6 protein-coding genes are annotated in these 20,110 nt (G+C 72.7%); 2 read left to right on the top strand and 4 right to left on the bottom strand.

All coding sequences use genetic code 11. The features are described 5' to 3' along the window. Positions 1-11: 11 nt before the first annotated feature. Genes G6O69_RS22930 through G6O69_RS22920 form a run of 3 tightly spaced genes read right to left on the bottom strand, consistent with a single transcriptional unit; the run spans position 12 to position 4,165 of the window. Positions 12-1,850, bottom strand: a complete 1,839-nt coding sequence (locus tag G6O69_RS22930) for a hypothetical protein (RefSeq protein WP_172305647.1) — start codon at positions 1,848-1,850, stop codon at positions 12-14. Between the two features lie 58 nt (positions 1,851-1,908). Continuing rightward, complete coding sequence (locus tag G6O69_RS22925; RefSeq protein WP_172305646.1) at positions 1,909-2,943, bottom strand: hypothetical protein; 1,035 nt, start codon at positions 2,941-2,943, stop codon at positions 1,909-1,911. Continuing rightward, positions 2,930-4,165, bottom strand: a complete 1,236-nt coding sequence (locus G6O69_RS22920) for a hydroxymethylglutaryl-CoA synthase family protein (RefSeq protein ID WP_172305645.1) — start codon at positions 4,163-4,165, stop codon at positions 2,930-2,932. The genes G6O69_RS22925 and G6O69_RS22920 overlap by 14 nt, the downstream gene beginning before the upstream one ends. A gap of 347 nt (positions 4,166-4,512) precedes the next feature. On the opposite strand from G6O69_RS22920, the gene G6O69_RS22915 reads away from it, so the two are divergent. Together G6O69_RS22915 and G6O69_RS22910 are read left to right on the top strand one after the other, a co-directional pair. Continuing rightward, positions 4,513-4,758 carry an acyl carrier protein gene (locus G6O69_RS22915; RefSeq protein ID WP_172305644.1) on the top strand — a complete coding sequence of 82 codons (246 nt, stop codon included), beginning with the start codon at positions 4,513-4,515 and terminating at the stop codon, positions 4,756-4,758. Then, on the top strand, positions 4,755-5,510 hold the full coding sequence (locus G6O69_RS22910; RefSeq protein ID WP_172305643.1) for an enoyl-CoA hydratase-related protein: 756 nt from the start codon (positions 4,755-4,757) through the stop codon (positions 5,508-5,510). The genes G6O69_RS22915 and G6O69_RS22910 overlap by 4 nt, the downstream gene beginning before the upstream one ends. On the opposite strand, the gene G6O69_RS22905 is transcribed toward G6O69_RS22910, so the two are convergent. Continuing rightward, on the bottom strand, positions 5,469-19,994 hold the full coding sequence (locus tag G6O69_RS22905) for an SDR family NAD(P)-dependent oxidoreductase (RefSeq protein ID WP_172305642.1): 14,526 nt from the start codon (positions 19,992-19,994) through the stop codon (positions 5,469-5,471). The genes G6O69_RS22910 and G6O69_RS22905 overlap by 42 nt on opposite strands. Positions 19,995-20,110: the final 116 nt, after the last annotated feature.

The raw sequence follows: 20,110 nt of genomic DNA, 5'->3' as shown, positions 1-20,110 counted from the left end.
GCGCGCGCGCCTCAGTCCGTGCGCAAGATCGCCCCGAGGTCGACATAGTCCTCGAGATCGAGCAGCTCGATGTAGCCCTCGGTGTGCTGCCACAGCATCTCCGCGACGAAGCTGTTGCCCGCGGCGCTCACCGTCCCCGGGAGCCCCTCCTGATCTTGCTTGATCTGCTTGTAGATCAGCTTCTTGGCCTCGAGCGACTTGATCGTCCCCTCGACCGCGACGGAGATCAGATCCGACTTGATGGTCGGCTCGTAGAGCGAGGGGACCTCCCCGAGGCCGTCGATGTCGTACATGCGCGGGACGGCGTCGAGGACGTTGTGGATGCGATCCGTGTTCTTCAGGCTCTCGTCGGCGTAGCTCGCGAAAGCCGGGTTGCCGGCGGTGAACCCGGCGATCGGGTAGCACGAGATGTCCACCCTCGAGCTCAGCGGCATCTCGATGCTCTTGGCCACCGACTCGTCGCGCGCCGCGTCTTGCAAGAGCAGCGCGAAGGTCGAGGCCAGCGTCCCCCCGAGGCTGTGCCCGGTCACCCGCAGCGCCATGGACTCGCCGGCCGACTTGGCCGCGCGCTCGATCCCGGCCAGGAACTCCAGCGCCGTCTGACCCGCCCCGGGGCAGCCCCCCGGCGGGACCATCTCGAGCAAGTGATCGATGCCGGTCTTGATGCCCTCGGAGATCTTGGGCTTGCGGCCCTTGGCGAAGGAGTGCCCGTAGGCCCAGGGGACCTGCTTCGAGAAGCCCTGGACCTCGACGAAGATGTTCTCGAGGGCCAAGGGGTTGGTCCCGCGGATGACGAGCGCGGCCTCTTGCGGGCGGTCCTCGCTCTGAACGATGAAGAAGAGGTGGCGATCGGCGAACAGGCCCTCGGAGATCGCCGGGCCCCAGACGAAGCGCCAGCGCCCGAGCACCTCCTCGTACTCGTCGAGGAACTGCGAGATGATCCCCGCGACCCGGGCGGGGTCGTCCTTGGCCGTCAGCAGCCCGCCGTAGGCCAGCATCGACAGCGCCGTCATCTGCTGGCGCACGTTCCACGGCTCGTGGCTCACGGCGACCGGGCTCATGTCGATCTCGAAGCTCGCCTCCGGCTTCAGCCCGACGATCTCGACCTGGTCCCCGACCGCGGCCTCGATCTCGGCGATCACCTCTTCGAGGCTGTCGTAGTCGACCTCCAGGCGATCGTAGATCTCCTGCCGCGCGTGGTAGAGGAAGACCTTGACCGGGTCGAGCAGGCGGATCGCGCGGATCAGCTCGTCGGTGTTGTCGAGCAGGCACGCGGCCACGAGGATCGGCGCCGGGCTGTGATCGTCGAGCGCGTCGATGTCGGCCCACTTGACCCGGTCGTTGAGCGCCCCGCCCAGATGGATCAGCCGCCGGCCCTCGATCTCGATGATGTAGGCCCGCCCGGGGTCGGTCGGCCGCGCCCGCAGGCTGGTCGCCAAAAAGCGCGGGCGATCGAAGGGCCGCTTGAGGAAGAGCCGCCCGCCGAGGTCGCTGAAGCGGTTGGGCACGGCTCGATAGCCGAGCAGGCGAAAGTCCTTCCCGCGCGCGGCCTCGCCGTGCTCGAGCGCCACGAAGCGATCGTTGTCGAGATCGAGCGCCTTGGCTGCCGCCCGGCATGTCTTCATGCTCCCGACCATGGTCGCGGGGCAGGCCTCGAGCACGTCGAGGGCGTCGAGGTAGAGGTCGAAGTCCCCGGCCGTGACCGCGACGATGTCACAGGCCCGCGTGTCCTCCTCCTGGTCCCAGTCGCCCTTGTTGTAGCGAGAAAAGGAGGGATCGAAGAACAGCGTGGTCCCGTTGATCTCGTACTCGACAAAAGAGTGCTTGTGGTAGGTCAGCTGAATCTTCATCTCTCTTCGCTCCCGCGGGCCGCGCTCGCGCCCCGCCGCTCGTGCATCTCGATCTCGGCTAGGTCACTGGGATCGAGGTCGCCAGGCGCCCCTCCCAGACCTCGGCGATCATGTAGTCATCGAGGTAGACCACCGGGCAAGACAGCGCATCCCCGACGCGCTCGGGGTCGCTCGACTCCGCGATGGTCTTGACGACCATCCCGTTGGCGATGGTGTAGCGCCCGCTGTAGCGCAGGCTGAAGTCCTCGTCCGCGCGGGTCTTGCCCGTCCCCTCCAGCGTCCACGCGCCCTCGGCCGTGAAGGTCTGGACGAAGTCGTACTTCTCCGTGGCCGTGGTGTCCTCGCCCTTCCAGCGCCCGACGATGCCCTCGCGCAGGCGCTCGTCGCCGGGGCCCTCGACCCGGGCCATCTCGTTCCAGTTCCCCGACTTGGCCGCGATGATCGCGTAGTCGCCCTCGACGTGGATGATCTGGTTGGAGACCTTGAGGTTCTGATCTTCGGCCCGGGTCGCGTCGAGCATCACGTAGAGCAGCTTGCCCGCGGAGATCCGCCACCCGCCGAGGTCCTGGATCGGCTGGGGCTCGCCCTCGACCAGGCGGTAGCCGGAGGCGTTGTACTCGCCCTCCACGGTGAACTGGGTGACGAATTTCCAGACGTCCCCGACGACCGTGGTCTCGACGTACCAAAACCCGGAGAAGATGTCGCGAATCTCATCGTCCGAGACCGGGTCTTCGCTGGTCATCTCGAGCGTCGCCCCGCTCGCGTCGCGCAGGCTCAGCGCCCCGAGGGTGGCCGACTCGACCTCGAAGACCTCGGGGACCCCGAGGCGCTCGGCCTCGCTACAGTCGGTGAGCACGATGGTGAGCTGGGAGCCGCTGACCGCCCACGCGCCCTTCTCGAAGTAGGGCAGGGTCTTGTCCGCGCGCTCGAGGCTGCCCGTCGAGAGCAGCGAGAAGTCCGGGCGGAGGTGAATGTAGCGAGTCAGCGTTCCATCATCCCGGGTCGACTCGATCCGCCACCCGCCCACGGCGACCTTGCGTAATTGCCGGGCGTGCTTGGCCTGCTCTTCCGCCCCCACATCAGCTCCAGACATACTCACGATGATACGTGTCGATGTTCGTGAGCGTCAAGAGACCCCGCCCCTCGAAGAAGGCTTCATAGAGGTCCTTGTATGACTCGATGTCTACACGCTTGTCCGAAATACCAAACTTCCACTCGGCGTTGAGGTCGAGGAGTTCGTCATATCGACTCGGGCTCAGCTGCACGCGGCGGTCGAGCTCGCTGGCGAAGCCCAGGGCCTCGATCTGGTCCGGAGCGTCGCCCGGGACCAGGCCGCTGAAGAACTCCGAGGAGCACCCCGAGCCATATGAGAACATCCCGACACGCGCGCTCTCGGGCAGTCCGCGGTGGCTCAGCAGGCCATAGAGGGCCAAAAAGACCGTGCCTGCGTAGATATTTCCCACCCGGACACAAAAGCGCAACGATGGCGCGAGGCGGCGCTCGAAGTCGGCCTCGATCTCGTCCGCCGGCGCGCGGTGGAGGACCCGCATCATTCGCCGGTGCGCCCCCTTGACCATGCCTGCAAAGGGCGTGTGGAAGGCGAAGTAATCGAAGGTCGTGCGAAAATCGACGTCCGAGACCTGCTCGGCGTACTGGCGGAAGCTGTGCTCCAGGCAGTCCAAAAAGGACAGCAGCGAGAGGTCCGGATCCCCGGTCTCGAGCTCCGCCTGGGGCCGGCACACGTCCATGATCTCGTAGCTGTAGCGCCCGCTGGCGCCCGGATCGATGCGCAGGAGCCGAGGCCGATCGCTGATCAGCATGGCCACGGCGCCGGCGGCCTGGGTCGGCTCGGCGTAGGTGTTGCGCGCCGTCGCCCGGGCGATGTCGGTGCAGATCACCAGGACCTTCGCGCCTGGAGAGAAGCCCGACTGGACCATCGCCGCGGCGATCTGTAGCGCCGCCACGCCCCCGTAACAGGCCTGCTTGACCTCGATCAGCCGACAATTGCGATTGAGGTCGAGGAGATCATGGACATAAGTACTCAGCGACTTCCCGAAGTCCACGGGGGACTCGCTCACCGTGATCACCATCTCGATGCGCCCGCGCTCGGCCTCGTCGAGGGCGTCGATCAGCGGCTTGGCGGCGTTGACTGCATAGGAGACCGCGTCCTCGCAGGGCAGCGCCATGGACTTCTCGAACATCGCCAGGTTGTCGAAGCGGCTGAGGTCTAGACCCCTGGCGACGAAGAGATCGCGGACGCGAATGCAGGTGGGACCCGCGTAGGCGTGAATGGACTCGATTCCGACGGCATGCATGATTTGAAACTCACGATGAACGACGGGAGATTGTCGCGCCATCCAACAGCCCGAGCATCGGGCACGGCGGCCTGGCGATCAAGCCATACCGCGAGCCTTGCCGGGCGTTGGGAACCCATTGACAGTTCGCGGGTGCAGCGCCCACACATGTCACAGCGACGACCCACCCTCGACTCGGCCTCGACTCGGCCTCGACCCGGTGTTGGTAACAGACTCCGGCCCACCAGCCGCCTGTCGACATGTCGACAGTCGAGGACTCTGCCGATACCCGAACTATCTTCACATCTCACCCCGTGACGAGGTGACGATGAGGCGCACGGCTGTGATATTCTCGAGCAGGAAAAACGATGACCCGAGACACAGTCTTCGATATCGTCAAGAGCAACATCACCGCGGTCCTCCCCGAGGTCGGCAACGACCAGATCCAGGGCCACATGCAGCTCAGGGATCTGGGCGCAGACTCGATTGATCGCGCGGACATCTCGACGTCGGCGATGGAGGAGCTCAACCTCGAGCTCCCGCTCGTCGAGCTTGGAAAACCCAACACCATCGGTGAGCTCGTCGACTTGCTCTACGAGCACGCCAGCAAATGAGCGCCCAGACCATCGCGCTGCGGGAGCTTCGCGGGCGCCGGATCATCACCTTCGACCGCCCGGACGCGGGCAACAGCTTCACCGCCGCGCAGCTCGAGGCCATCGCCGAGGCCCTCGATGACGCCGAGCGCGATCAGACCTGCAAGATGGTGATCTTCGAGGGCCGCGGCGGCTACTTCTGCCGCGGCCTCGACTTTCGCGACGGGCTGTCACAGTCGTCCACGCGCGGCTCGGTCCGCTACCTCGATCTGCTCGAGCGCCTGCGCGCCCTCCCGCTCATGGTCGTCGCCCACGTCGACGGTCAGGTCCTCGCCGGCGGCCTCGGCTTCGTCGCCGCCAGCGACTACGCCATCGCCAGCCCGCGCTCGACCTTTGGCCTGCCCGAGGCGACCTGGGGCCTGGTCCCCGCCTGCGTCGGCCTCGCCCTCGAGCGACGGATCGGCCGCCAGTGGACCTTGCGCCTGAGCCTGACCACCCAGACCCTCGACGCGGCCACGGCCCTGGGCTGCGCCCTCGTCGACGAGGTCGACGAGGCCCCCGAGCAGGCCCTGCGCAGGCTGTGGCTGAAGATCGCCCGGATCGAGCGCGGGACCATCGGCCGGATCAAGCGCTACTTCGACGAGCTGCCGGCGGCCCCGGCAGCGCGCCGGGCCGCCGCCTTGGCCGAGTCCGATCGCCAGATGAGCGACCCCAGCGTCCGCGCCGGCATCTCAGCTTGGGTGGAGCACGGTCGCTTTCCCTGGGAGCGCTGAGCCCCCAGCTCGTGCCGCGCGCGCCTCGTCCCCCGCCCGCAGCTCGGACTGCAGGCGGTTGAGCAGCTTGACGTAGGCCCACAGATCGACCTCGAAGGCGTGGCGAGAGGAGTCCACGAAGCGATCGAGCTCGAGCTCCGCGTCGACCTCGTGGGCGCGCGCGCGTAGAGCTCGGACCGCCGCGCTGCCTCGCGCGAGCCCGTCGAGGTAGCTGGCCATGAACCGGCCCACGGCGTTGGCGACGTTGCCGAGGCCGCCGGCCGCGTTGAGGAAGCCGACGAAGGCCAGGTTGTCGCGCTCGCGATGGAGCATGCGCAGCTGGAGGTCGGGGCGCGGGCCCACGAAGGGCACGCTGCCCGGCGCGAGGAAGGGGAACTCGAGCTCGTAGCCGCAGGCGTAGACGATCAGATCGACGCGCTCCTCGCTGCCGTCCGAGAAGCGCACGCGCTCCCCCGCGAGCTCGACCACGTCTCGCTTGGGGATGATGTCCCCGTGACCCACGTGGTAGAGCAGGCGCGAGTTCATGATCGGGTGGGCCTCGTCGAGGGCGTGCTTCGGCCGCGGCAGCCCGTAGTCGGCCGGGTCGTAGCCCGCGAGCTTGAACACGCGCTCGACGTGGGCCCACAGCGCCTTGCGCTCGGGGAACTGGCGCGGGAGCTTCATCAGCCACTCCTGCGTCGGCAGCCCGTCGATGAACTTGGGCATGTAGTGATAGGCGCGGCGCGTGCTGTGCAGGACCCGCTCCGCGCAGCTCGTCGCGTCGACGGCGATGTCGCAGCCCGAGTTTCCGCCGCCGACGATCAGCGCCCGCTTGCCGCGGAAGATCCCCGCATCGCGGTAGCTCGCGGAGTGCAGGACCTCGCCGGCGAAGCTGCCCGGGTAGCTGGGCCACAGCGGCTTGCGCTGCATCCCCGTCGCCACGATCAGGTTGGCGTAGCGCCGCTCCTCGCCGTCGGTGGTCCGCACCCGCCAGCCCTCGCCCTTCCCCTCCCCCTCGGGCGTGGCCGCCTCGACCCCCGCGCCGAAGCGCGCGTTGGCGTAGAGCCCAAAGCGCCGGGCGACGTCGCGCAGGTAGGCCAGGAACTGGCGGTGGTTGGGGTACGCGGGGTAGTCCGCGGGCATCGGGACGTCGCTGAACTGCGTGTTGAGCTTCGAGGAGATCAGGTGGGTCTGCTCGTAGACCCGCCCCGCCCCCGAGCCGAAGTTCCACACCCCGCCGAAGTCCTGCTCGCGCTCGAGGATCTCGAAGTCGAGGCCGCGCTCGGCCAGGTTCTTGCCCAGCGCGATGCCCCAGGGGCCGCCACCGATGATCGCCGTCTTGCCCGGCTTCGCGGCCGCGCGCCCCTCACTCACGATCGCGGGGCCGCGGGCCGGCGCGCGCCCGATCGCACGCGCGACGGCCAGCGCTGCGCTGCCCCCCGCGAGCGCTCGGGTCGCCTGCGCGACGTCGATGCTGCCCCGCTTGAGCGCGGCGATGATGCTGACGACGTCCGCTTTGTCGGCGGGAGCCGGGCCCGCTCCGGTGGGTTGCTCCGCTGCGCGCTGCTCCGCCTCGGCGCGCGGCTCCACCTCGGCGCGTCCGGGCGCAGCGCGTTCGGACGCGACTCGTCCCGCCGCAGGCCGCTCGGGCAACCAGTGGCGATCGCGGCGAAAAGGATAGGTCGGGAGCGGGATCCGCCGGCCGCGACCGCGCCACCACGGCGCCAGCTCGGGCTCGTCCTCGGCCCGCACCCAGCGCTGCGCCGCGAGCTCGAGCTCGCCTGCCTCGAGCGCCGCGAGCACGCTCGCCGACGAGGGCCGCGGCTGCCCGTCCGCGTCGTCGAGGGCGCTAGCGAAGGCGATCGAAGCGCCCGCGAGGCCCCGCCCGCCCTCGCGCTCGAGGCCGTCGACGAGCGCCCGCAGGCCATCGAGCACGGCCGCGCGCCCGTCCGCGACGAAGGCCGCCCGGACCTCGAGGCGCTCACGACCAACTTGCAAGGTGTGGGCGAGCGCCGCGAGCTCGAGCGGCGCACCGGCTCCGGCGTCGGCCTCGAGCTTGGCCAGCAGGCCCGCGGCGACCCGCCCCAGCCGCTCGCCGGACTTGGCCGAGAGCACGATCAGCTGGGCGCCCGCGCCCGCGCCCACCTCGAGCTCGGCGCTCGCGCGCCACTCCTCGACGATCACGTGGGCGTTCGCCCCCCCGGCGCCAAAGGAGCTGATGCCCGCGCGGCGAGGGCCGCCGCGGCGCGGCGCGGGCCATGGCCCACGCTCGCGCTGGAGCCTGAAGGAGCTGCGCTCGAAGTCGATGTTCGGGTTGATCTGCTCGGCGTGGAGCGAGGGCACGAGGGTGCGATGCTCGAGCTGGAGGATCACCTTGGCGAGCGCGGCGACGCCCGCCGCCGACTCGGCGTGGCCGATGTTCGACTTGATCGAGCCGAGCGCCCGGGGCTCGCCGTCCGCGAGCGCACCAAAGGCCATGTCGAGGCCGCGGACCTCGATCGGATCCCCGAGCGAGGTCCCGGTCCCGTGGGCCTCGATGTAGCCGATCGTCGAGCCTGCCACGCCGCTGCGCGCGAGCGCCTCGCGGATGACCTCGGCCTGCGCCTTGGGGTTGGGCACGGTGTAGCCGTAGGTCCGGCCGCCGTGGTTGAGCGCCGAGCCGCGGATCACCGCGCGGATCGGGTCGCCGTCGGCGAGGGCCTGGGCGAGCGGCTTGAGCAGCACCGCCCCGACGCCCTCGCTGGGCACGTAGCCGCTGCCCCCGGCGCCAAAGCTGCGGCAGCGCCCGTCCTCGGCCAAGAAGCGCTCCTGCTCGAGGTAGCGGTACTTCGCCGGGTGCAGCGAGAGGTTGACCCCGCCGGCGAGGGCGAGGGCGCACTGGCCCGAGCGCAGGCTGTCACAGGCGAAGTGCAGCGCGCTGAGCGAAGACGAACACATCGAGTCGATGGCCAGGCTCGGCCCCGAGGCGTCGAGGAAGAAGGACACCCGGTTGGCGATCGACGCGTAGGAGGACTCGACCCGCGGCTGCCCGGGGTCCTCGGCGCCGTAGAGCTGGTAGTCGCCCCACATCACGCCCACGAACACCCCGAGCTTGCCCGCGTGGCGCTCACGCAGCGCCCGGCGGGTGTAGCCGGCGTCCTCGAGGGTCGACCACGCGGCCTCGAGGAAGCAGCGCTCCTGGGGATCCATGCGCGCGGCCTCGCGCGGCGAGATGTTGAAGAAGAGCGCGTCGAAGCTGTCGGCGTCGTCGATGAAGCCGCCCGCCTCGCGAGCCGCGGGCTCGCCCGAGGTCGACCAGCGCGAGGGCGGGATCGGGCGCACGCTGTCCTTGCCCGCGCACAGGTTGCGCCACAGCGCGCGGTAGTCGGGGGCGTCGGGAAAGCGCGCCGCGAGGCCGATCACCGCGATCGCCTCGACCCCCTGCACGGCGACCTCACCGGCCGCGCTGCCCACCTGGCGAGCGCGAGCCGTGGGCGCCTCGCCCTGCTCGCGCCCGGGGCCGCCAAGCACCCCGACGCCTCGGCGCGAAGCCGCGGTCTCGGCCTCGAGCTCGGTCTCGGGACGAGCACCGAGCAGGTTCGCCAGCGCCTCGGGGGCGTGCGCGACGAAGTAGTCCGCGAGCTCCCCGAGGGTCTTGTGCTCGAAGAACAAGGTCTTTGGCAGCGGGCCAAAGTCGCGCTCGAGCTCCGCGGTCAGCTTGGCGACGATGATCGAGTCGAGGCCGAGGCGATCGAGGGACTCGTCGGCGTGGATCCGCGAGCGAGGGACCTTGAGCGCGCTGGCGAGGAAGCCCGCGAAGTGGCCGCGGACCTCGTCGAGGCTGGGCGCGCCCGTGGGCGCCGGGCTGCTCGTTCGGCTCACCGGCGCCTCGGCGGCGAGGGCCTCGGAGCCCGCGGCGAAGAAGGCCGCGAGCCTGGTGCGCGCGCCATGGGCCACGAAGTAGACCGGCTCGGGCGCCGCGATCACCCGCGCGAGCGCGTCGAGGCCGAGCGCCGCGGGCATCGGCTCGAGGCCGACGCGCGCGAGCCTGGCCGCGGCCGCCTCGCTCAGCGCGAAGCCGCCGTCGGCCCACTGCCCCCAGGCGATCGCCCGGGTCTGGCCGCGGCGCTGCCCCGTCGCGCGCAGCCGCTCACGACGGGCAGCGAAGGTGTGCAGACCACGGTTGGCCAGGGCGTAGCTGGCCTGGCCCGCGTTGCCAAAGCAGCCCGCGAGCGACGAGAACACCGCGAAGAGCTCGAGCTCGGCCTCGGCCAGGGCCTCGTCGAGGTAGACCGCGCCGAGCAGCTTGGCCGCCGCCGCCTGAGAGAAGGCGTGGGGGCTCTGGGCCGCCAGCGCTCCGTCGGCGAGGACCCCGGCGAGGTGGACGATCCCCGTGGGCGCGAGGCCCCGCGCCCGCGCCCGCGCGACCAGGGCCTCGACCTCGGCGCGCTCGCGCAGATCGGCGCGCTCATCGTGCACGCGCCCCGCGTCGTCGCGCGGCGCCCCCTCGCTACCGCTGCGACCGATGACCACGACCTGGGTGCCCGGCACCGCGAGCACGTCGGCGACGAGCGCCCGCCCGATGCCGCCTGCGCCTCCGGTGATCCAGTAGACCCCGCCCGCTCGCCAAGGTCGCGGCGCGGACACGGGCAAGGCCTGCTCCCGCGCGGCCAGGGCTCGCAGGCGGCCGCGGTCGAGGCTGAGCTCCGGCGGGAGCGCTCCGCCTGCGCTGGCGATCGCGAGGATCGCCCGGGCCCGCGCCGAGGCGGTGTCTCCCGCCTCGACCCGCAAGATCGTCAGCGCCAGACCAGGCAGCTCGTCGGCCAGGGAGCGCAGCGCCGCGGGGAGGGCCGCGCCGATCAGCGTGTCCACCTCGACGATCACCACGGCCCGCTGGCGCCGCTCGAGGCCGCGTGCGCTGAGCTTGGCGGCGAGCGCTGGCAGCGTGCGCGCGAGCTCGGCGAGCGCCTCGCTGACGGCCTCCCTCGCTCCATCCTCTCCACCCCCACCGCAGTAGCTCAGCAAGAGCAGCTCGGCGTCGGCGAGGCCCGAGATCGACGCGCTCAGCTCGACGCGAGAGCCGAACCCCCGCTCCCTGGTGAGCCCGCGCAGGGCCTCACCGAGCGGGGCGAGGGCCCGCGCCTGCGCGCCGAGCTCGAGCGCGCAGATCGAGGCGGGCGCCCCGGCCTGCCCGACCACTTCGGGCAGCTCGGGTAGCTCGCGCCACCACGGCGCGAGCGTGAGCAGCTCGCCCTCGCTGGCCACGGCGCGGCGCGAGCCGTCGAGCCCGAGGCCCTCGGCGATCACACACACCCGCCCGGCCTCGTCGGCGAGGCGCACGTCGTAGCCCCCCGCCCGCGCGCGGACGTGGGCGATGCAGCGCTCGGGCAGCGGCGCGAGCCAGCGCAGGCTGTCCAACGAGCGCGGCGCGAGCCGCCGCGTCGCGCCAGCGCCCTCGTCGAGCAAGGTCACGATCACCTGCCAGGCGCCATCGAGCACGCTCGGGTCGGCGATCCCCAGCCGGGACGCGGCCTCTCCCGGGCGCGCGGCCGCCGGCCGGACGAGGTAGGCCAGGGCCTCGCCCTCGCCGACCTCCGCGGCCTCCACCGACTCGTAGGCCGGCCCGTGGACCAGGCCGATGGCCCGCAGCCGCCGACGACACTCGGCCCCGCTCACGCGCGCGCGACAGCGAGCCCGCAGGACGTCGAGCTCGATCCGAGGCCGCGGCCCCGGCTGCGCCTCGCCGAGCACCACCCGGGCAGTGAGCGCTGGCGCCCCACCCTCCCCGCTCGCGCTCAGCGAGCAACGCATCTCGGACCCGGGGCCAGAGCCCGCCACGGACCTGGCCACGGAGGTCGACGAGGGCTCGAGCTCGACGCGGAGCTCTCCCCCAGCCGCGACCTCGATCGCCCGCTCCCAACGCAGCCCTCGCAGCGCTCGCACGGCGCCGGCTCCCCCCGCCGCCGCGCGGATCAGCTCGATCCCGAGGGCGGCGGGGACGATCGCCCGGCCGTGCACCACGTGGTCGCGCAGCCAGGGATCGCTGGGCGCCAGGGGATAGCCGGCGCGCTGCGGGCTCGCCTCCTCCGGCCAGTGGCGCGGGCCGGCGAAGGGATAGCTCGGCAAGGACAGCCGACGAAAGCCGGCGGCCGCTGGCAGCTGGGCCCACGGGAGCGCCACCCCGGCGACGAAGGCCGCGGCGAGGCGCTCCAGCTCCCGGCGCGTGCCGGGCTCGCCTCCTCGCACGCGGGCAAAGATCTTTTGCAGCGGCTCGTCGGCGGGCGCGCCCTCCTTGCTGAGGACCTCGCCCTTCCAGCCCCCGATACTGGCCCCATCGCCCGCCGCAGGTCGCCAGCTCGACGAGCGCAGCGCGGCGGGCAGCGCCTCCACGGCGTCGATGACCACCGCCGCCCGGTGCTCGAGGTGCGCGCGGCCAGCCAACAAGGTCCCGCACAGATCCGCGGGGTGCAGGTCATCGCCCCGGTGGGCTTCGACCCACGCGGCCAGGTCCACGAGCCGACGCTCGAGGGCCTCCGGCGTCGCCGCCGAGAGCACCACCAACCACGCCCCCGCCCGCGGCCGCGCGGTCTCGAGGGGCGCCGGCGCCTCCTCGATCACGAGGTGCGCGTTGGTCCCGCTGAAGCCGAAGGAGCTGACCGCCCCGCGCAGCGGCCCATCCTCGTCGATCCAGGCCCGCGCCGCGGAGTCGAAGCAAAACCGGCCGTCCTCCATGACCAGGCGCGGGTTGAGGCGATCGTGGCCGACCAGCGGCGGCAGCCGCCGGTGACGCAGCGCGAGCAGCAGCTTGTGCACCCCCGCGACCCCGGCCGCCGTCACGGCGTGGCCGATGTTGGCCTTGACCGAGCCCAGCGAGCACAGCCGCGCGTCCGCTCCCGATCCCCGCGGACCAAACACCCGCGTGAGCGCCTCGAATTCGATGGGGTCGCCCAGCGGCGTCCCCGTGCCGTGGCACTCGACATAGCTCAGGCTCTCGGGCTCGACGCCGGCCCGCGCGTAGAGCTCGCGCATGAGCCGGGCCTGCGAGTCGGCGCTCGGCGCCGTGATCCCGTTGGTCCGCCCGTCTTGGTTGACCGCCGAGCCGAGGATCACCCCGTGGATCGGCAGGCGCTCGGCGAGGGCCCGCTCGAGGGACGCGAGCACGACCACCCCGACCCCCTCGCCCGGCACGAAGCCGTCGGCCTCGGCATCGAAGGGCCGCATCCTCCCCGTCGGCGAGAGCATCCCCGCCTGGCTGCACAGCACGAAGAAGCGCGGCGTGGTGTTGATGAACACACCGCCGGCCAGGGCGAGCTCGCACTCGCCGGCGGCGATCGACTGACAGGCGTAGTGCGTCGCGACCAGCGAGGACGAGCAGGCCGTCGAGATCGCCAGGCTCGGCCCGCGCAAGTTGAGGTGGTAGGCGATCCGGGCCGCGCAGATCGAGGCCTCGTTGCCCATGAATTCGTAGCCCTCGGTGGCCACCCCCGCGGCGCGCAGGCGCTCGCTGTAGTCCCCGCTCCCGCCGCCCAGGAACACCCCGCAGGCCTCCCCCGCGAGCTGCTCGGGGCGCAGCCCAGCGTCCTCGATCGCCCGGTAGGCCTGCTCGAGGAACAGTCGCTGCTGGGGATCCATGCGCTCGGCCTCGCGGCCCGAGATGTTGAAGAAGAGCGAGTCGAAGCGATCGATGCCGTCGAGGAAGCCGCCCCACTTGCCGTAGGTCGTCCCCGCCTTGCTGCGATCGCTATCGAAGCACGCCCCAGGCGACCAGCGCGACTCGTCGACCTCGCGCAGGTCGCAGCGCCCAGCCTCGAGGTTGCGCCAAAAGGCGTCCAGGTCGGCCGCCCCGGGGTAGCGCCCGGCCATGCCGACGATCGCCACCGGGCCCGCGCCCGCCCGCGGCGAGGCTGCGCGTGCAGCCCCGACCGTCCGGGCCGTTGCGGGCGCACGCGGGCGCGCGCGCGTGACCACGACCTTGCCGATGTTGTGCGCCCCCGCCAGGTAGGCGTAGGCCTGGGCGATGTCCGCGAAGGGGAAGCGCCGGGCGATGGTCGCCTCGATCTGCCCGCCGGCGACCGCCTCGACCATGCGCGCGAGGCTGCGCTGCGCCCGGCTCGGGTCGCGCAGCCACGATCGGCGCAGGTCGATGCTGATGAAGCTCTGGTTGTCGAAGAGCCCGGAGAGATCGACCGCCCGGGCGCTGCGCAGGCCGGTCATCGCGATCTCGACGTAGCGCCCTCCGGCGCGCAGGCAGCCGAGGCCCTTTTGCAGCGCGTCGCCGGCGAGGGTGTTGAGCACGACGTCCACCCCCTCGCCCGCGCTCGCGGCCATCACCGCCTCGGCGAAGTCGCGCTCGCGGTAGTTGATCACGTGCTCGACCCCGAGGCCGCGCAGGTGCTCACACTTGCGCGCGCTCCCGGCCGTGGCGAAGATCTCCGCGCCCCGAGCCTGGGCGAGCTGGATCGCCAGCAGGCCCACGCCGCCCGCGGCGGTCTGGATCAGCACCCGCTCGCCGGCGCTCAGCTGCGCCCGACGCAGGGCCTCGTCGGCGGTCGCGAACACCACCGGCAGCGCGCAGGCCTGGGCGAAGCACAGCGAGCGCGGCTTGGCGACGACGAACTCGGCCGGGGTCGTGACGCTCGACGCGTGCCCGCCCAGCTCGGCGCCGGTGACCGCGATCACGGCGTCGCCGATCGCCAGCCCGCGCACCCCCTCGCCGAGCTCGGCGACCACGCCCGCGACCTCGAAGCCCGGCGTGAAGGGATACTCGGGCATGCTCGGGTAGAGGCCGCGGACGCAGAGCAGGTCCCCAAAGTTCAAGCTCGCGGCGTGGACCTCGATGCGCACCTCGTTGGGCCCGGGCCGGCGAGGCGCGAGGGGGGCGAGGGCGACGTCCTCCAGCTGCTCGGCGCGGCGCAAGACGAGGCCCGCGCGGTCGAGATCCAGATCGATCGCCTGCGCCTGCTCGCGCGCCGGCGCCTGCTCGATCGCTGGCGCCTGCTCGCGCGCCGGCGCAGACCGGGGATCGGGCTTCGGCTCGGGTTCGGGCTCGAGCTTCGGCGCGGGCGCCCCTCCCCCAGCTGCTGCAAAGGCGGCGTCGACCGCCTCCGCGTGCGCCTCGACGAGGTGACTGGCGAGTTCGCGGATCGTCGGACGATCGAAGAGCACCGTCGTGCGCAGCGTGATCCCGAGCTCGTCGCCGATCGCGTTGATCAGCTCGACCGCGAGGAGCGAGTCCACGCCGCTCTCGCTGAAGCTGCGATCCACGTCGATCCCCGCCGCGCTCAGGCCCGTGACCTTGGCCAGCTGGGCGGTGATCCGCCCGCGCAGCCACGCGCCTCGCTCCACGCCGTCCTCGCTCGACGGCCGCGCCGCTGGACGCCGCGCGCGCAGCCCGACGACGACCTCGCGCTCGCCTGCCCCTATCTCCTCCCTGACCTCGACCTCTGCCGCGACCTCGACCTGGGCCCTGACGGTGTAAGCCCCCGAGGACTCGGCGACGACCACACACTGGCGCGGATGGGCCGGCGCCCCCTCGGGGGCCGTCAGCGCGACCGCCCGAAAGCCGAGCTCACCCAGCAGCTCGCACCAGCCCTGCGGCTCGAGCAAGGGAGCGTGGGCCAGGCGACGGTGGCCATCCTCCGCCAGCCACCAGCCCTCGAGCAGCCCAAAGCTGAGGGTCGTGAACACTTGCAGCGCGCAGGCTTCGGACAGGATCAGGCAGCCGTGGCGCGCCACGGCCCGGGCGATGTTGTCGAGGGTCCGCTCGAGGTCTCGCGTCGCGTGGACCACGTTGGCGGCGATCACCAGGTCGTAGCTGCCGCAGCCGGGCAGGGCCTCCATCTGCGCCTCGGACTCGAGGTCGAGCTGCGCGAAGCGGACGAAGTCGTGGGACCCAAAGCGCTGCTTGGCCGCGCGCACGAAGGCCGGCGAGACGTCGCTGAACACGTACTCGAGCGCGAGCCCCTCACCGACCTGGGCGAGGCGCTCGAGCACGCGCGCGCTCGTCCCCCCGGTGCCCGCGCCGACCTCGAGGATGCGCAGCGTCGTCGCCCCGGCCGCCCGCCTGTGAGCGACGAAGCGCTCGACGCTCGACGCGACCAGCTCGTTGTAGAAGTCGGCGATCGGCGTGTTGGCGTAGACCCCCGCGACGTGCTCGCGCAGCTTGGGCGAGAACATCAGCTCGACGGCCTCGAGCTCCCCCGCGAGCACCTGCGGGAGGCCCTCGACGCAGGCGCGCAGGAGCTCGGCGTGGCTGGTCAGCGCGGGGTTTTGGGCGATCAGGGCGTCGATCTCGAGCGCCTCCCCCCCCGCGACCGCCTCCGTGTCGGCCAGCGCGTCCAGGGCTCGCAGCAGCGGGGTGAAGCGCCGGTCCACGGCCGCGCGGGGCCGCAGCGAGAAGCGCCGCGCCTGCGCCTGCGCGAGCGCCCAGCGCTCGAGCGCGTCGAAGCCCTGGGCCGCCTGCGCGAAGTCATCGGCCTCACGCTCGAAGCGCGCCTTCGCGAGCGCGGGCAGCTCGCGGCTCAGCTCGCCCCAGGCCGGCGCGCTGCCACGCTGGGCCCGCGCGCTGCGTCCGAGCACCACACCAAAGCTGGCCAGGGCCTCGTCCGCGGCCGCGAGCACGGCGAGCTGCGGGCACGCGCTGGCCAGGGCCCCCGCGAGCGCCGAGATCCCCGCGCGCACGTCGATCCCACGGATCCCCGCGGCGCGCATGTGCGCGGCGTACTTGGGCCCGGCGACGCTCCCGACCTCGCTCCAGTACCCCCAGTTGATCACCTGCACGTGCACGCGGCCGCCCGCCCGCGCGCGGACCCCCTCGAGGTAGGCCTCCTGCGCCGCGCACCCGGCCGCATAGTTGGCCTGGCCGGCGTTCCCCCGCAGCGAGACCACCGACGAGTAGGCCAGCAGAAGCTCGAGGGGATCCTCGGCGAGGGCCTCGACGAGGTTGCGCGTGCCCGCGAGCTTGGGCGCGAGCGCGGCTGCAAAGCCCGCGCGATCCATCGTCGCCACGCGCTGATCTCGGAGCACGAGGGCCGAGTGGATCGCCCCGTGGATCGCCCCGAAGCGCGCCCGCGCCTGGTCGAGCGCCCGGGCCAGCCCCTGGGCGTCGCACAGGTCCGCGGCGAGGTAGGTCCACTGGCCGCCCGCGGCCTCGATCCGATCAAAGGCCGCGCGCATGCCCGCGTCGAGCGGCCGGCGACCGACGAGGCTGAGCTTGGCGCCGAGCTCGGTCGCCAGCCAGACCGCGGTCTCGAGGCCGATGCCCCGGGCTCCGCCGACGATCAAGAAGTGCCCGCCGGCGCGCAGCCCCGGCTGGGCCGCCTCGATCGGCAGCACCCGGGGGACGAGCACGCGCGCGAGCAGCCGCCCGCCGCGGAGGCCCAGGACCCGCGCCTCTCGCCCGAGCTCGGCGTCGCCCATCCACGCTCGCAGCGCGGCGAGCTCCGCCTCGCTGGGCGCCCCGCTGGACGCCCCCGGAAGATCGAGCGCGCGCAGGCGGAGCTTGGGGTGCTCGCGCTCGAGGCTGCGCAGCAGCGCGTGCACCCCCGCGGCGTCGGGATCCGAGCCGCGGCGGCGCTCCGCGGGGGTCGGCGCGCAGCCGCCCCAGGTGATCGCCAGCAGGCTCGCGCCGCGATCGAAGCGGCCCGCGGCGGCCAGGGCCGAGACCAGCTCGAAGGCCCGCTCGAGCCGCTCGCCCGGGACGCTCGCGCCTGCCTTGGGGAGCACCAGCAGGAGCTCGTCGAGCGCCTCGGGCAGCGCCTCCTCGAGCGCGGATGCGGTCGTCGCGGTCTCGGCCGCGATCCCCAGGGCGTCGAGCCAGGCTCGCTCACCGAGGTCCTCGTGCGCGCCCGGGATGATCAGGGCGCGAGGCGGCGCGCTGGTGGTCGCCTGGCCCTCGTGCTCGATCGCCAGCGCCCGCCACGAGGGGCGATAGCCCACGGCCGGCGCGTCGTGGGCCACGGCGCTCACCCGTAGCCCGCGCAGGCGCAGCCGAGGCTCGACCTCGCCCTCGGCGTAGAGCGCCATGTCGAGGGCGCCGTCGCTGCGTCGCCGCGCGAGCGCCCGCCCGCGCCGCGGCAGCGCCCGCGACCACACCACGGCCTCGAGGCTCGCGGGGACGGGCACGCCCTCGCCAACGTCGACCAGCGCCGCGGCCAGCTGAAGCATGCCGTCGAGCAGGCTCGGCTCGAGGCCGGTGACCACCTCGGCCGTCGACTCGAGCTCGGCGAGCGCCTCCCCCTCGGCCACCGACAGGCGCTGGACCGCGCGCAGGCGCGGGCCGTACTCGAGCCCGCGCGCCGACAGCTCGGCGTAGTAGGTCTCGCCCTCGATCGTCCGCTGCGGCACCCCGGCCAGCGCCCCGCCCAGCTCGTCCGCTTCGCCCGCGCAGCCGGGCGGCCCCTCGACCCAGCGCGCGCGCGCGTAGGCCTGCTCGCCCTCGGCGAAGAGCGAGAGCTCCCCGTCCTCGCTCATGCGCACACGCAGCTCTCGCGGCGCCTCGCCAAAGGCCAGCGGTCGCAGCCAGCGAAGCTCGCCGAGCCAGCCGGGCCCGCCGAGGCTGGCCGCCGCCGCGCGGAGGAGCTCGAGGGTGACCACCCCGGGGAGCCAGCGCGTGCCCCCGACCTCGTGACCGGCGATCAGCGGATCCCCAGGGCGCACCACCGTGCTCAGCTCGCGCAGCGCCTCCCCCTGCGGACCGACGACCGCCCAGGCCTCGCCGCCGAAGCCCAGCCCATGCCGGCGCGCGACCGGCCCCGTGAGCGCGTCGGCGTCGATCCCTGGGAGCCAGTGGCGCGGGCCCGCGAAGGGGTAGGTCGGCAGCCGAGTCGCCCGCGCCGCCTCGCCAGGACTGGCCGCGCCCCAGTCGACGCTCCCTGCCTCGAGCCAGCGCTGCGCGAGGGCGACGAGCTCCTCGCGCGCGTCGGTCGCGACCGTCCGTCCGCTGGGGTCCTCGGCCCGGGCGAGCAGATCGAGCCCCTCGAGCAAGGACGCGCGCGTCGAGGCGAGGACGACGGCCCTGGCCGCGAGGCTGTCGCGGCCACGCTGGAGCGTGAACGCGACGTCGTCCAGGCGCAGCTCCCCCTCGCCCACGACCGCCACGGCCGCGCGCAGGCGGGCGACCATGCGCGAGAGCGCCGCGCCCTCCCGCGCCGAGATCGGGAACGCCAGCGGCGAGGGCTCGGGCGCCTCGCGGACCTCCCTGGGCCCCTCCTCGAGCACCGCGTGGGTGTTGCTGCCGCCGAAGCCAAAGCTGCTGACCCCCGCGCGCCGGGGGATCGGCTCGCCCTGCGCGTCGACCGGGCGCCAGTCGCGAAGCGAGTCGACGAGATAGAAGCCGCCCTTGTCGAGCTTGACCCGGGGGTTGACGCGCTCGAGGCTGGCCAGCGGCGCGAGCTGGCCGTGGCGAAAGCTGAGCAGCACCTTGATCAGCCCTGCCATGCCCGCCGCCCCCTCGAGGTGACCGATGTTGGGCTTGGCCGATCCCACGGCCACGTGGGGCCCCGCCGGCCGCTGTGAGCCGAGCGCGTCGTAGGCCCGCGAGAACCCGCGATGCAGCCCGTGGATCTCGATCGGGTCGCCCAGCGGCGTGCCCGTCCCGTGCGCCTCGATGTACGTGATGGTCTCGGGCCCGACCCCAGCGCGCACGATCGCGTCGGTGATCACCTGGGCCTGCGCGAAGGCGTTGGGCGAGGTCAAGGTCCGCGCCCGCCCGCCGTGTCCGCTGGCCATGGCGCGGAGCAGGCCGTGGGCCACCCTGCCCTCGGCCTGGGCCGCCCCGAGGCGCTGGAGCACGACCACCCCGACCCCCTCGCCGCGCACGTAGCCGTCGGCCTCCGCGTCGAAGGCTCGCAGCTCACCCCTGGGCGAGAGCATCCCGAGCTTGCTCAGGGGGATCATCCGCTCGGGCGCGCACAGCAGGTTCACCCCGCCGACCACACACACCGAGCAGCTCCCGTCGAGGAGCGCCGAGAGGCCCACGTGCAGCGCCGACAGCCCGCTCGCGCAGGCCGTGTCCACGGACACGCTGGGGCCACGGAAGTTGAAGAAGTTCGACACCCGGTTGGCCAGGATCGCGTTGGCCGTGCCCGTGATCGCGTGGCCCTCGACCTGCTCGCCGTAGCGATCGTAGAGCTCCTTGTAGTCGTAGCTCGACGACCCGACGAACACGCCCACGCGCTCGCCGTCGAGGCTCGACGGCCGGATCCCCGCGTCCTCGAGCGCCGCCCAGGTCAGCTCGAGCAGCAGGCGCTGCTGCGGATCCATGAGCGCCGCCTCGCGCGGCGTGAGCTTGAAGAACTCGTTGTCGAAGCGCGCGATGTCGTCGAGGAAGCCCGCCTCGGCGGTCACGGCCTTGTTCTTGGCGCTCGGGTCCTCGGCGTAGAAGCGCTCCCAATGCCAGCGCGCGCGCGGCACCCGGGTGATCCCCCGGCGGCCGCCAGCGAGCAGCGACCAGAAGCTCGCGTAGTCCCGAGCCCCGGGTAGGCGGCAGGCCATCCCAACGACGGCGGGCAGCTCGCGAACGTCCACCCCGCCCATATCACACGACCCCTCGGCGCCCTCCGGCCCCTGGCTCAGTTGTTCATCACGCACAGCCTCGACAAATTATCGTCCCCGACCTCCGAATACCAGCGCTGGCGCGAGAG

The organism is Pseudenhygromyxa sp. WMMC2535, from assembly GCF_011083025.2.
Note: the sequence above shows the minus strand (reverse complement) of the source record. Positions and strands in the feature narration are given on the sequence as shown.